This is a genomic window from Paenibacillus sp. S150, assembly GCF_019352175.1.
Classification (GTDB): Bacteria; Bacillota; Bacilli; order Paenibacillales; family Paenibacillaceae; genus Paenibacillus_AQ.
Genome location: NZ_JACBYI010000062.1, coordinates 17,998 through 29,862 on the forward strand (window position 1 = coordinate 17,998; position 11,865 = coordinate 29,862).

General features: G+C 55.7%; 11 protein-coding genes. 8 read left to right on the top strand and 3 right to left on the bottom strand.

What is annotated here, in order from left to right; all coding sequences use genetic code 11:
* Window positions 1–125 precede the first annotated feature (125 nt).
* The gene (locus tag HYD27_RS30080) at window positions 126–1,133 is read right to left on the bottom strand and encodes an anti-sigma factor (RefSeq protein WP_219221469.1); all 1,008 of its coding nucleotides are present in this window, start codon (window positions 1,131–1,133) and stop codon (window positions 126–128) included.
* On the bottom strand, window positions 1,105–1,716 hold the full coding sequence (locus HYD27_RS30085; RefSeq protein WP_219221471.1) for an RNA polymerase sigma factor: 612 nt from the start codon (window positions 1,714–1,716) through the stop codon (window positions 1,105–1,107). The genes HYD27_RS30080 and HYD27_RS30085 overlap by 29 nt, the downstream gene beginning before the upstream one ends.
* 338 nt (window positions 1,717–2,054) lie before the next feature.
* Between HYD27_RS30085 and HYD27_RS30090 the strand changes: the two genes are divergently transcribed.
* The 3 genes from HYD27_RS30090 to HYD27_RS30100 are packed head-to-tail and all read left to right on the top strand — an operon-like array spanning window position 2,055 to window position 5,348.
* Complete coding sequence (locus HYD27_RS30090) at window positions 2,055–3,224, top strand: COG1470 family protein (RefSeq protein WP_219221472.1); 1,170 nt, start codon at window positions 2,055–2,057, stop codon at window positions 3,222–3,224.
* A gap of 4 nt (window positions 3,225–3,228) precedes the next feature.
* A complete protein-coding gene (locus tag HYD27_RS30095; RefSeq protein ID WP_219221473.1) occupies window positions 3,229–4,278 on the top strand; it encodes an ABC transporter ATP-binding protein in 1,050 nt (349 codons plus the stop codon).
* Window positions 4,275–5,348, top strand: a complete 1,074-nt coding sequence (locus tag HYD27_RS30100; protein WP_219221474.1) for an ABC transporter permease — start codon at window positions 4,275–4,277, stop codon at window positions 5,346–5,348. The genes HYD27_RS30095 and HYD27_RS30100 overlap by 4 nt, the downstream gene beginning before the upstream one ends.
* A gap of 533 nt (window positions 5,349–5,881) precedes the next feature.
* On the opposite strand, the gene HYD27_RS30105 is transcribed toward HYD27_RS30100, so the two are convergent.
* Window positions 5,882–6,955, bottom strand: coding sequence for a M42 family metallopeptidase (locus tag HYD27_RS30105; RefSeq protein WP_219221475.1), 1,074 nt, complete (start codon window positions 6,953–6,955; stop codon window positions 5,882–5,884).
* A 152-nt stretch (window positions 6,956–7,107) separates the two neighbouring features.
* Between HYD27_RS30105 and HYD27_RS30110 the strand changes: the two genes are divergently transcribed.
* From HYD27_RS30110 to HYD27_RS30130, 5 genes are all read left to right on the top strand, one after another.
* Window positions 7,108–7,278 (top strand): hypothetical protein, encoded by a 171-nt coding sequence (locus tag HYD27_RS30110; RefSeq protein ID WP_219221476.1) that lies wholly within the window; start codon window positions 7,108–7,110, stop codon window positions 7,276–7,278.
* 137 nt (window positions 7,279–7,415) lie between these two features.
* Window positions 7,416–7,913: a stage V sporulation protein AC gene (gene spoVAC, locus HYD27_RS30115; RefSeq protein WP_228745426.1), complete on the top strand. Its 498-nt coding sequence runs from the start codon at window positions 7,416–7,418 to the stop codon at window positions 7,911–7,913.
* Between the two features lie 2 nt (window positions 7,914–7,915).
* Window positions 7,916–8,950 (top strand): stage V sporulation protein AD, encoded by a 1,035-nt coding sequence (spoVAD, locus tag HYD27_RS30120; RefSeq protein WP_219221478.1) that lies wholly within the window; start codon window positions 7,916–7,918, stop codon window positions 8,948–8,950.
* A complete protein-coding gene (gene spoVAE / locus HYD27_RS30125; protein WP_219221479.1) occupies window positions 8,947–9,297 on the top strand; it encodes a stage V sporulation protein AE in 351 nt (116 codons plus the stop codon). The genes spoVAD and spoVAE overlap by 4 nt, the downstream gene beginning before the upstream one ends.
* A gap of 583 nt (window positions 9,298–9,880) precedes the next feature.
* Window positions 9,881–11,320 carry a methyl-accepting chemotaxis protein gene (locus HYD27_RS30130; protein ID WP_219221480.1) on the top strand — a complete coding sequence of 480 codons (1,440 nt, stop codon included), beginning with the start codon at window positions 9,881–9,883 and terminating at the stop codon, window positions 11,318–11,320.
* The last annotated feature ends 545 nt before the right edge of the window (window positions 11,321–11,865 follow it).

Below are 11,865 nucleotides of genomic sequence, written 5' to 3' on the forward strand. Positions count from 1 at the left end.
CTCTGCTCAGATTCAAATAACCCCGGTGCTGCCGCGCCGGGGTTATTTGGATTAAGAAATGCGTATCGTCTGTGCTCATCGGATAGCTAAGCGCCTATTTTCTCTATAGCCCGCGACGGCACCGCCTAACGCTTGAGCAGGCGGACCCAGGCCGCATCCGGCGAGGTCGGGCTTTCGCTGCCGCCTGTAGGCTCCACGGTCAATGCGATATTGTCGGCTTCCCTGAGCTGGCCGCCCTTTACATACAGATGGCCTTTCGCATCCTCAATCTGAACGAGGCCCAGCGTGTTCCGGCTTCCGTTCTTCACCGCCCAGGCCTGGATGGACAGGCCTTCGCTGAGCGCGACATCCTCGATGAGCACAAACAGCTCCTGGGAGCTGCCGTTGTACCAGACATTGCCGGAGAACTGGTCCTTCCGGCTCCAGTCCAGCGGGTACGCCACCGTTTCCGGCCTGCTGAGCACGGCCATGGCCTGAGGCTCATAGCTGCTCACATAGCGGTTGCGCTCCGAGCTTCCGTTCTGCTCTGTCCCGAATAAGCCCAGCAGCAATAAGCCAACTGCGCCGCAGACGGCCAGCGCTGCCGCGCCGCGCCGGTAAGCGGGGCGAAGAGCCGCCAATTTGCGCCGCCATCCTGTCCGGCGGACGCGGCGGTTCAATGCTCTCCTCACTCTGTCAGAAGGATAAAGGTACCCCATCTGCCCCATAGAGGAGCTGTCCGCTGTTATGTGTCCGCGATCGGAGAAGCTGCCCCCCGCCACACTCGCGGAATCTACAGAGCTATACCCGTCCATCCGCATCCCCTCATTTGCATGTACAGAGCCATATTCATCCTGCGCTGTCCCGTTTTTCGCACGTACTGTGCCGTAGTCATTATCCGCAGACTGTGCTCCGCCACGGCCTTCGGCATCTTCGGAAGGGGACGGCCCTGCAAGCAGCGGTATCCATAGGCCATAGAGTTCGCGGCAGGCCGGACAGCGCTCCAAATGGCGCTGCATATCCTCCCGCTTGCTGCCCTGTATGTCATTGCCGATCCAATCGATCCATTCTTCCTCGCTGTAATGGCGGAAGGGGACACGCGGGCCGCTGCCGCCGCTGCGGGATTCAAGACTTTCGTTTCTGTAACGGTTCATGGGAGGGGTCTCCTTCCGGCTGCTCAATCCAGCCCTGCTTGATGAATTGCCTGCGCATATTGGCAACGCCGTATTTAATCCACGATTTAACAGTGCCCAGCGGAACGCTCCACGAGTCCGCAAGCTCCTGATGCGTGTGGGAGGCATAATAGGAGCCGAGAATCGCCTTCTTCTGGTTGGCGGGAAGTGCCTGAAGCGCATTCCCCAGCGCTTCACATTGCAGCCTGCGCACTGCGGCATCTTCCTGCAGCGGCCCGTCCGTATCCCTCCGCAGCGGCTCGGGATCGGCCAGCGGCTCGGTCCGGGCCTTGCGCCGCTGCCTGTCGATGCAGCGGCTGCGCGTCATCACGGCCAGCCAGGCCTTGATCGTGCCGCGCGACGCGTCGTAGGTTCCGCCCTTCCGCAGCACCTCCAAAAAAATATCATGGCAGATGTCCTCCGCCTCCATCCTATCCTGCGTCTGCCGATAGGCAATCTGCATGACGAACGGCGCATAGCAGCCGTAAAATTCGTCAAATGCAGCTGTGGAGCCTTCGCACATTTGCGCCAGCGCTTCTGCCATCGCCTCGTTGTGGGGATCCATCGCTGTTTTCCTCCCTTTGCAACCAATAGATAGAACACGTCGGAACTTTCATTTGAAGGAGCTTCGAATGAAGGAGCTTTCGAACCGGCATAAGCTGCCTGACCGTCCCGCCTTAACATTCCGGGTTCAAATTTCAGAAGCGTTTTTTGTAGACAGGCGGAGACCGGAAATAGATTGATTTGTTCCGGTTCATTTCGCAGTTTTCTTGTTCCTTTTCTTCTTTGTACCACTAAAGCGCTACTTTTTAAAGTCTTCAAAAAATATATTTTTCGCGGTAAATCCAATGGCGGCTTTCGTTCGTATCTTTAACGGATAAATACCTGAAGGAGGAATTATTAATGCGTACACGGTGCAGTAAACCGTCCGCGGCAGTATTGATTCTGCTGCTGTGCGGTCTGGTATGGAGTTCAAATACGGGCCTGCCGAAAGCGGCGGCTGCGGGCGCGGTAGAACTGTATACGCCGTATGTTGAGTTGTCTGCGGCACCCGGCGAGTCTGTGTCCTATCCGGTAGATGTAATCAACCACGGTACGGCTACAGAGAAGGTGGGACTGTCTTTTGACGCAGGGGGAAACTTCTGGAAGTATGAGCTGACGGCCGGAGGACGCCAGGTTCAGCAGCTCGCTGTCAAAGGCGGGGATACACAAAGCGTTACCCTGCAGCTGGAGGTGCCGCTGGAAATCAACAAGGGAAGCTACACCTTCGCAATAAATGCTCCGGGGGAGGCTTCTCTGAACCTTAAGGTTAATGTCTCCGAGCAGGGAACCTTCAAAACTGAGCTGGCGGTCGACCAGTCCAATATGGAAGGCCATTCCGATACCACGTTTACTTACAGTGCGGTGCTGCGGAACCATACGGCCCAGAAGCAGTCTTACGCGCTTGCGGCACTGGCGGAGGACGGCTGGGATGTGCGGATCAAGGCAGACGGCAACAGCGTTACCTCTGTCGAACTGGATGCGGGGGCGGAGAAGAATATCAGCATCGAAGCCAAGCCGCCGGAACAGGTAAAGGCGGGCACCTACAAAATTCCGGTATCGGCGACCAGCGGCTCCACCAGCACCCAGGCTGAGCTGGAAGCGGTAGTCACCGGAACGTACGGCATTCAGCTGAGCACGTCGGACAATCTGCTGAGCACAGATGTGAAGGCGGGCGGAGAACGGCGGGTCAATCTGGTGATTACGAATACGGGCAGCGCCCCGCTCGAAGATGTATCGCTGACCTCGCAGGGCACGCCGACCGGCTGGGAGGTATCCTTTGATCCTTCCACTGTCCGCACGATTGCCCCCGGTGCAACGGCAACCGCCCAGGCGGTCATCAAATCCAGCGGCAATTCGCTGCCGGGCGATTACGTGGTGAGCCTCAGCGCCGCCTCCGCCGCCAAGTCTGCAACAGCCGACCTGCGGGTTACAGTGAAGACCTCGGTATTCTGGGGCTGGATCGGCGTGCTGGTTATTGCCGCCGTCATTGCCGGAATCTACTACCTGTTCCGCAAATTCGGAAGACGGTGAGCATATGGAGACGAACATTGAGCAGCGGTTAACAGCCGTGCCGGCAAACCAAGAATATGGTTCGGATCACAGTGCAGAAGCTCCACCGGTCATCGAACTAAGCGGCCTGACCAAAAGGTACGGCAGCTTCACTGCGGTGGACGGCTTAAGCCTGACGATCCGCAAAGGAGAGGTTTTTGGACTGCTCGGCCCGAACGGTGCAGGCAAAACAACGACGATTCTGATGATGCTTGGCCTGACGGAGCGGAGCTCCGGCAGTGCGCTCATCTGCGGGTACGATCCTGCACGCTACGCGCTGCAGGTCAAACGCCGGGTGGGGTACATGCCGGATGATATCGGCTTCTATGAGGACCGCACCGGTCTGGATAATCTGATCTACACGGCCCGGCTTAACGGAATTGAAGCGGAGGAAGCGGCGCGGAATGCGAAGAGGCTGCTGGAAAAGGTGGGGCTGGCCGGCAGCGCGCGGGCCAAGGTCGGCACTTATTCCCGCGGGATGCGGCAGCGGCTGAACCTCGCCGATGTGCTGATCAAGAATCCCGAGGTTATTATTCTGGATGAGCCAACGCTGGGCATCGACCCGGAAGGAGTGAGGGAGCTTCTGGTTCTGATTTCCGAACTGAGCCGGAACGAGGGCATTACAGTGCTGCTGTCCTCGCATCAGCTGCAGCAGGTGCAGCAAATCTGCGACCGGGTGGGGCTGTTTGTCCAAGGGCGGCTGATCGCCTGCGGAGATATTGCCGCGCTGTCCAAGGAGCTTAACCAGGAGCTGCGCTTCGAGGTGGAGCTGGCTGTCCAGCCATGGAGCGCGGAGCTGGCCGGGCGTCTGCAGGGAATCGAAGGTGTGCTGGGACTGGAAACAGAGGATTGGAAAGGGGACAATGCACCGCCGGGCAGCCTGCTGGCCACCCTGACCTGTGACCGGAACCTGACCTCCGCTATCGCTTCTGAGGTGATACGGAGCGGCGCGGAACTGCACTATATCTCCCGCAAGGAATTTGGGCTGGATGAAATCTATCACCGTTACTTTGAGAAGAGGGAGGAAGGACGATGAACCTAAAAGCGCAAAATGCTGCAGCGCCGCTGCGGGTGGGCTGGTCCAGGCTGCGCGCTTGGCTGGAGGGCGGAGGCCAGGCGCCAGCGGCGCGGCGCAGACCGGAGGGAGGCAGCGGGTCCGCCTTTTGGGTCATGGTGCAGAAGGAGATGGGAGACCATGTCCGCAGCTGGCGGTTCACCATCCTGATTGGCATAATCGTATTGGCCTGCATCGGCTCCATTTATTCCTCCATCAGCTCGATCAGGAGCGGGGGACAGGAGGAGCAGGGCAACGCAACGTTTTTATTTCTGAAAATGTTCACCCTGTCCAGCACCACTTTGTCTATTCCGACCTTCACGACTTTTTTGTCCTGGCTGGGTCCGCTGATCGGCATCTCGCTGGGCTTCGATGCGGTGAATTCGGAGCGGAACAAAGGCACGCTTGGACGCCTGCTCTCCCAGCCTGTCTACAGGGATGACTTTCTCAAAGCCAAGTTTACCGCTTCGCTGCTGCTGATCGCGGTTGTGGTTTTTTCGCTCGGACTGCTTGTGACCGGGCTGGGGCTGCTGACGATCGGCTATCCGCCGACTCCGGAGGAATTCTGGCGTATTCTGTTCTTTCTGATCATCGCTACCGTCTATATCGGCTTCTGGCTTAACCTGTCAATCCTGTTCTCGATCCGTTTCCGCCAGGCGGCTACCTCGGCATTGTCCGGCATTGCCGCCTGGCTGTTCCTGACTTTGTTCTACAGCATGATTATCAGTCTGATCGACAGTGCGACCGCCGTTTCCGAAATGGCCCCGCTCAGCGAGCAGCTCCGGCATGTCCATTTCATTCTCGCGCTGAACCGTCTCTCGCCGACTGAGCTGTTCTCGGAAACCATCACCACGCTGCTCTCGCCGGGCATCCGTTCCCTTGGACCGCTGACGATGGATCAGCTGGTGGGTGCGATCTCAAGCCCGCTGTCCCTGGGACAGAGCCTGCTGCTGGTCTGGCCGCAGCTGACCGGCCTGCTTGCGGCGACCGTGCTCTGCTTCGGCCTGTCCTATTATCTGTTCATGCGCCAGGAGGTCCGCTCGCGGAACTAGGCGGACGGATTTAACCATAATTTATAAGAAGAAACGGCTGCGCCGTCCTTGACCGGGCAGCGCAGCTGTTTGCAATTCAGGTGTAAGGCTGGCTGCTGAAGCCAGGCGGGAAGCCAGGTGGAAAAGGTCACTTCATATTCCCCCAGCCGCTTTTTCGCATGCGTTAGTGGGAAAAAGGATAACTAATCCGCCGCATTCGGATCCTGGATCATCCCTAGTGGGAAAAAGTACAACTAATCCGGCTGAAATCAGGCATATGGGGGGAGATGGCCTCCATTAGGTGTACAAAATCCCACTAAAGCCCGTTCAAGCCAGAATTACAGCCCATTAGTGTTACTTTTTCCACTTAGCTTTCGTTCCTGATGAACCTCCTTGCGTTGCATCAGCTTGTTCAGGCTTTCCGGTTCAATTCATCCTGAATTGTTTTAAAAAACGGGCTGGCCGGGAAAGATATTCCCGGCCAGCCCGTTTATGCAATTGGGGAACCGTGTCCGGCTCTGCCTGTCCGTTAAGGACGGCTTAAGCGGCTCTGCCTAGCTGTTCTCCAGTATCGTCTGCAGCGTAGTGCGGTCCAGCCCCTCCACCAGCCTGACCAGCAGCTCCTTCGCAGCGGCGTAATCATCGCTGTGAATGATGGAGGAGGAGGTGTGGATGTATCGCGAACAGATGCCGATTACAGCGGAAGGCACGCCGATCCCGCTGAGATGCACCTGACCGGCATCCGTTCCGCCTTGGGAGACATAATACTGGTACTTGATCTTGTGGGTTTCCGCCGTATCCTGCACATACTCGATCAATCCCCGGTGAGTGATCATCGTTGGATCATAGATGCGCAGCAGCGCTCCCTGGCCCAGCTGGCCAAAGGCCTGGCGGTCGCCGGTCATGTCTGCGGCCGCACTGGCATCGAGGGCGAAGTAAATATCCGGCTGCAGCAGATTTGCCGCTGTGCGTGCGCCGCGCAGTCCCGCTTCTTCCTGTACAGTGGCCCCGGCATAAACGGTATTAGGCAATTTCCTGCCGTGCAGCGCCTGCACCAGCTCAACCGCCAGCCCCACGCCATAGCGGTTGTCCCAGGCTTTGGCCATGATCTTCTTCGGGTTGGCCAGCGGGGTAAACGGACAGACCGGAAGGATCTGCTGCCCTGGAGCCACGCCGAAGCTCTGCGCCTCTTCGCGGCTGTCTGCACCGATATCAATGTACATTTTACGGATATCGCCCGGCTGCTTCCGTTCTTCATCACTCATCAAATGGATCGGGGTGCTGCCGACAACACCGTTCAGTATTCCCTTGGGAGTGAATACCTGCAGCCGCTGTGAGGCGACCGCTGAGGCGAGCCAGCCGCCCAGCGGCTGAAAACGGATCATGCCCTTATCCGTAATGCCTGTAACCATGAAGCCCACTTCGTCAAAATGTCCGGCGACCATGATTTTGGGGCCGTTTTCTTCACCGCGCAGCACGCCGAACAGGCTGCCAAGCCGGTCCTGCACGAACTCATCGGTATAAGGTGCCAGCGCATCCTTGACGTAAGCGCGCAGTTCTCGCTCGAAGCCCGGGGCTGCGGGAAATTCAGTCAGTGTTTTGAATAGTTCAAGTGTTTCTGGATTCATTTCTGCATATCGCTCCTTTACTATCATCTAGTATGAACATTGCGGCTTCAATTGTCCATGACCGGAGGGCAAAATGAACACCGGGCACTAGTGCTGCGAATACTATGCATTAGTGGCTCCGCAGGCAGGAGCCGGGAAAGGAAGCGAAGCGGATGAGGATGGCAGGAAGCATGCCCCGGGCGCCAGTCCCGGGCTTCTCCGGCAGAGTGCATACCCGGGGAATGCAGAGAAAATACAGCCGAAGCTGCACGGCAGAGCGCGAGGCTGTGCTGATATTGATTCTGTTCATGCTGCTGATTATTGTATTGTTGTATTTTTCCTGAGCTGGAGGGACATAACGAAACGGCAAATGGCGAACAATAAGAAAAAACTTCTAACGAAGAACATTCCGGGAGGGAGACAGCCTGAGCCTCCGGGCTCAGGCCCAACCCTTTCGCATCCTTTTCAGGAGGTGTCCTATTTGCCGGCGAAAACTAGAAAATCAGGTGTCAAACTGCGGCTTGACACCTTGACTCCGCAGGATTATGAGAAATTGTCCAAGCCTTACGTTCCCTCACGTCCCGTGTTCAAAAACTGTATCCGCGCTTTTCTCTCGGGCGGTTTGATCTGTGTAATCGGACAAGGCATTCAAGAGGCTTTTATGGCGATCTTTGATATGACCGCACGGGAAGCCGCTAGCCCGATGGCCGGAGTGCTGATTCTCATTTCCGTGATTCTGACCTGCTTCGGCGTATACGACAAGCTTGCGCAATGGTGCGGTGCAGGAAGTGCCGTTCCTATCACGGGATTTGCCAACAGCATGTGCTCGGCTGCACTGGAGCACCGGGCGGAAGGCCTGGTGCTCGGGGTAGGCGCGAACATGTTCAAGCTGGCCGGATCTGTCATTGTGTTCGGGGTAGTTGCTGCTTTTGCCGTAGGCGTAGTATATGCCGTTTTTGGATTGGGAGGCGGTCACTGATTATGAAGCAGCTTGGCAGCCAGACCTGGCAGTATACCACCCGTCCCGTTATTCTCGGCTCGTCCGCAGTGGTTGGCCCGGAGGAGGGGGAGGGGCCGCTCGCTTCGGATTTTGATTTTATTTATGATTCGCTGAAAATGGGCGAGAAAACCTGGGAGAAGGCGGAGCGCGCTCTTTTCGAAAAAGCCTCCAAGCTGGCGCTGATCAATGCTTCGCTTGAGCAGGAGAAGCTGGAGTTTTTTGTCGGAGGAGATCTGATGAACCAGATTATCAGCAGCTCATTTGCTGCGAGAAAGCTCGGTGTACCCTATCTCGGTGTGTTCGGAGCCTGTTCCACCTCCATGGAGAGCCTTGCCATTGCTTCAATGATTGTGGATTCCGGCGGCGGCAAGTATGCACTGGCGGGAACGTCCAGCCATAACTGTACCGTGGAGAAGCAGTTCCGCTATCCGACCGAATACGGCTCCCAAAAGCCTCCGACGGCCCAATATACCGTAACCGGCTCCGGCTGTGCGGTTATCGGCGCGGACGACGGTACTTCGGAGGGGCCGCATGTTGTCATGGCAACTCTGGGCCGCATTATGGATTTGGGCCTCAAGGACCCCTTTAATATGGGGGCGGCGATGGCTCCGGCCGCAGCGGATACGATAACAGCGCATTTTCGGGATACGGCTCTCTCCCCGGGGCATTATGATCTGATTGTAACGGGCGACCTTGCTTCAGTTGGCCTGCCGATTGCCAAGGATCTGCTGGCCAAAGAAGGCATTCCTATGGAGCAGACCGCCTTCAATGACTGCGGTCTGATGATTTACGATCTGGACAAGCAGAAATACGTGATCGCCGGAGGAAGCGGCTGCGGCTGTTCTGCAACGGTAACCTATGGCCATATCCTCAAGCGGATGAGAAAAGGGGAGCTGAAGCGGGTGCTGATCGTGGCTACCGGAGCGCTGCTCTCACCGCTGTCCTACCAGCAGGGAGAGACGATTCCGTGCGTGGCCCATGCCGTAGCCCTGGAGATGGGGGGTGAAGGAGCATGATTTATTTATGGGCCTTTCTGGTTGGAGGTGCCATCTGTGTCATCGGCCAGCTGATGTTTGATGTGCTGGCAATGACACCCGCACATACCATGAGCACGCTTGTGGTGGCCGGAGCGGCCATGGATGCCTTCGGAATATACGATCCGCTTGTGAAATTTGCCGGTGCCGGTGCCGGTGTGCCGATCACCAGCTTTGGGAATTCCCTCGTGCACGGGGCATTGACCGAGCTGGAGCGGGATGGCTGGATCGGAGTCGTTACAGGCATATTCGATGTGACCAGTGCAGGGATTTCAGCGGCCATTGTATTCTCGTTCCTGGCTGCGCTCGTAGTGCGCCCAAAAGGCTAGAGACAGCGACAGCCGAATATCAGTTTCTCCAAGACCGCCAATGGGCGGTCTTTTTGTAAATATAGAATTAATATGCCTTGCACATTAAATGATCCTTCTATTTCTCGCTGAAACACCCCGGCCCTTAGAAGGACAGTGTAGCCGTTTCTGCTTGAAAGATAATTTTGGGGTCCCGGCAAAGTACCTGAGTCATCATCGAAGCCAAGGCCCCACTACCCTGGAAATAACTTTACGGAAGAGGATAATCGCATAAAGGCCGCAAGAAATTAAACGCAACAAAATCTACCCCCATTTCCATCATCTGTGGTGCCGTGTCGGCGGCATGGATGGCTTTGTGGGGTTATTTTGTGTAATATCAGGCCCCGCCCCCCTTTCCTTCTGTGCCCGCCGAAACGGTCATCTCATCCGAAAAAACGGCTTAGCCGTTTCTGCTTGCGTAAAGAGGAATAAAGAGAGGGTTTGATCAAATTACAGTTAAATACTTGTCGAATAATGACGATATTAAATTTGGGAATAAGTCCAATATATTAAGACGGGGGAAGTGCCAACGTTGCAGAATCAAAGGTTAACGGAAATTATTTGGATGAGAAGCAGAATTATTATCTTTGCAATTTGGATTGTGGCCCTGCTTGGCGTGATTCTGGCATTTCAAGTACCGTCACTATGGGTCATCAATGCGCTTGCGGTTGTTCTAAGCGCTGTTTTAACCTTGCTTCATCTGAAAAAAATAGGAACCCGTATTATCCCCTGGGTGTTTACCGCCATTCTTGGAGGGAGTGCGGTTTATCTGAATCTGATTGAGGTTAACCTCCCGGTAACGCTGCTGCTGTGCTCAATGCTGCTTTTTTATCCGAGCTACCAGTATTTTGCGATCGCCGCAGGGGTGAACGCCATCAATATTTTCATTCAGTTCGAATCCGGCACGGGTCCGAAGCTGGCGGAATACGTGAGCGGAGCAGGCATATTCATCCTGGTCTGCGCTGTACTGCTTGGCGTATCCTCGGTTAACCGCAAAATGTTCCTCCAAATTGAGCTGCAAAAACAAGAGGTCGAATCTTCGGGCACGCATGTGGAGTATCTTTTGAACCGGGTAAAGACAGCTGTGGACGGCTTATACGCTTTTACGGGGAATTTCAAACAGGAAGTGGAAATGGTCGACGCCATTACGAATGAAGTCGTTATCGGCTTTCAGGAGGTATCCAAGGGCATTGAATATCAGGCGAGCAGCATCGCGGATATCACCGAGTCCATCTCCGTGTCGGACAAGCATATCCGCGATGTGGCCGGCTGCTCCCGGGAAATGAAGCAGCTGTCTGCGGATACGGCGGAGGTCAGCGAACAGGGCGGCAGCAATATCTCCTTGCTCACGGATCAAATTGCCGAGCTGCAGGAAGTGATGAACAGCACCTCCGGCCAGATGCAGGAATTCTCACAGCGAAGTCTGGACATGCATGCGATGCTGGAGGGAATCATGCAAATCTCGCGGCAGACCAATCTGCTGGCATTGAACGCTTCTATTGAAGCGGCGCGTGCCGGAGAACAGGGACGGGGGTTTGCGGTAGTGGCCGGAGAGGTGCGCAAGCTTGCCGAAAGCTCCGGGCAGACAGCGGATTCCATCAGCGGGGTGCTTGCCAGCCTCCGGGCGCAGACAGAAGGGCTGATCACACAGTTTGGACAGAGCCTGGAAATCCTGCTCACGGGCAGCGAATCCGTGCAGAATACAGTGAAGGTGTTCCAGTCGATTCAGGCCAATGCCCACAAGGTGCTGGCCCAGGCCGGCGATGTGGAGCAAAGTTCAGCGGGCATGAAGCATTTTTCCGAGAAGGTGGTCGGAGAAATTACGGAATTCTCCAGTGTCACAGAACAGTCCAGCGCCGCAACTGAAGAAATTCTGGCAGGTGTGGAAGAGCAGCGCAATATCACCCGGCATATGGTGGAGAGCTTCAATCAGCTGGAGGGCCTGATAGTAGGCCTGAATGAGCTGGTTTCGGACAAGAGCGGGGCTGCCGGGCAAGAAGCATAAGTCCTATATAGGAAGCCTGAGAAGCCGGGCCGGCGCACCTGCCGCTCGGCTTCTTTTTTTGAAAGATAAGAATTTATTTTCACGCTATAAATTAGCCTTATCTTTCCCGCTGAAACGGATACCGTCCTTATAAGGACGGCGAAGCCGTTTCCACTTGTTGCCAAGGAAATGATGAACTTCATTCAATTGCGGATAAGGTATGTGTACAGCCGGGGAGAAGTTAAAAGACCAGGGTAGCCGAGCTGAACCCGCGGGTTCTGGATTTTGCAGGAGGAAGCGCGGAATTGAAGGGGGCTAACCGGAATTGCTGCCGGGGGCAAGTGGAGTGGAATTAGTGAACCTAATGTGGATAGAAAAGCTTGCGGCAGAGGAAATAGAGGGAAAAAGTGAACTTAATTTAAGCATATATGCCCGTAAAGGGATGGCGTAAAATAGTATGTGTAAGGATCGGGGAGTCTAGTAAACGACAAAAAAGTAGGGTATCCTTGGGATTGCAAAGTCACCAAGAAAAGGAGCCCTACTCAATGACCAGTATACAACAAAAC

Coding starts and splice junctions, on each gene's coding strand:
- HYD27_RS30090 (WP_219221472.1), top strand. CDS start 2,055: ATGCGTACACGGTGCAGTAAACCGTCCGCGGCAGTATTGATTCTGCTG.
- spoVAE (WP_219221479.1), top strand. CDS start 8,947: ATGATTTATTTATGGGCCTTTCTGGTTGGAGGTGCCATCTGTGTCATC.
- HYD27_RS30080 (WP_219221469.1), bottom strand. CDS start 1,133: ATGAACCGTTACAGAAACGAAAGTCTTGAATCCCGCAGCGGCGGCAGC.
- HYD27_RS30130 (WP_219221480.1), top strand. CDS start 9,881: ATGAGAAGCAGAATTATTATCTTTGCAATTTGGATTGTGGCCCTGCTT.
- HYD27_RS30095 (WP_219221473.1), top strand. CDS start 3,229: ATGGAGACGAACATTGAGCAGCGGTTAACAGCCGTGCCGGCAAACCAA.
- HYD27_RS30085 (WP_219221471.1), bottom strand. CDS start 1,716: ATGGATCCCCACAACGAGGCGATGGCAGAAGCGCTGGCGCAAATGTGC.
- HYD27_RS30105 (WP_219221475.1), bottom strand. CDS start 6,955: ATGAATCCAGAAACACTTGAACTATTCAAAACACTGACTGAATTTCCC.
- HYD27_RS30100 (WP_219221474.1), top strand. CDS start 4,275: ATGAACCTAAAAGCGCAAAATGCTGCAGCGCCGCTGCGGGTGGGCTGG.
- spoVAD (WP_219221478.1), top strand. CDS start 7,916: ATGAAGCAGCTTGGCAGCCAGACCTGGCAGTATACCACCCGTCCCGTT.
- HYD27_RS30110 (WP_219221476.1), top strand. CDS start 7,108: ATGAGGATGGCAGGAAGCATGCCCCGGGCGCCAGTCCCGGGCTTCTCC.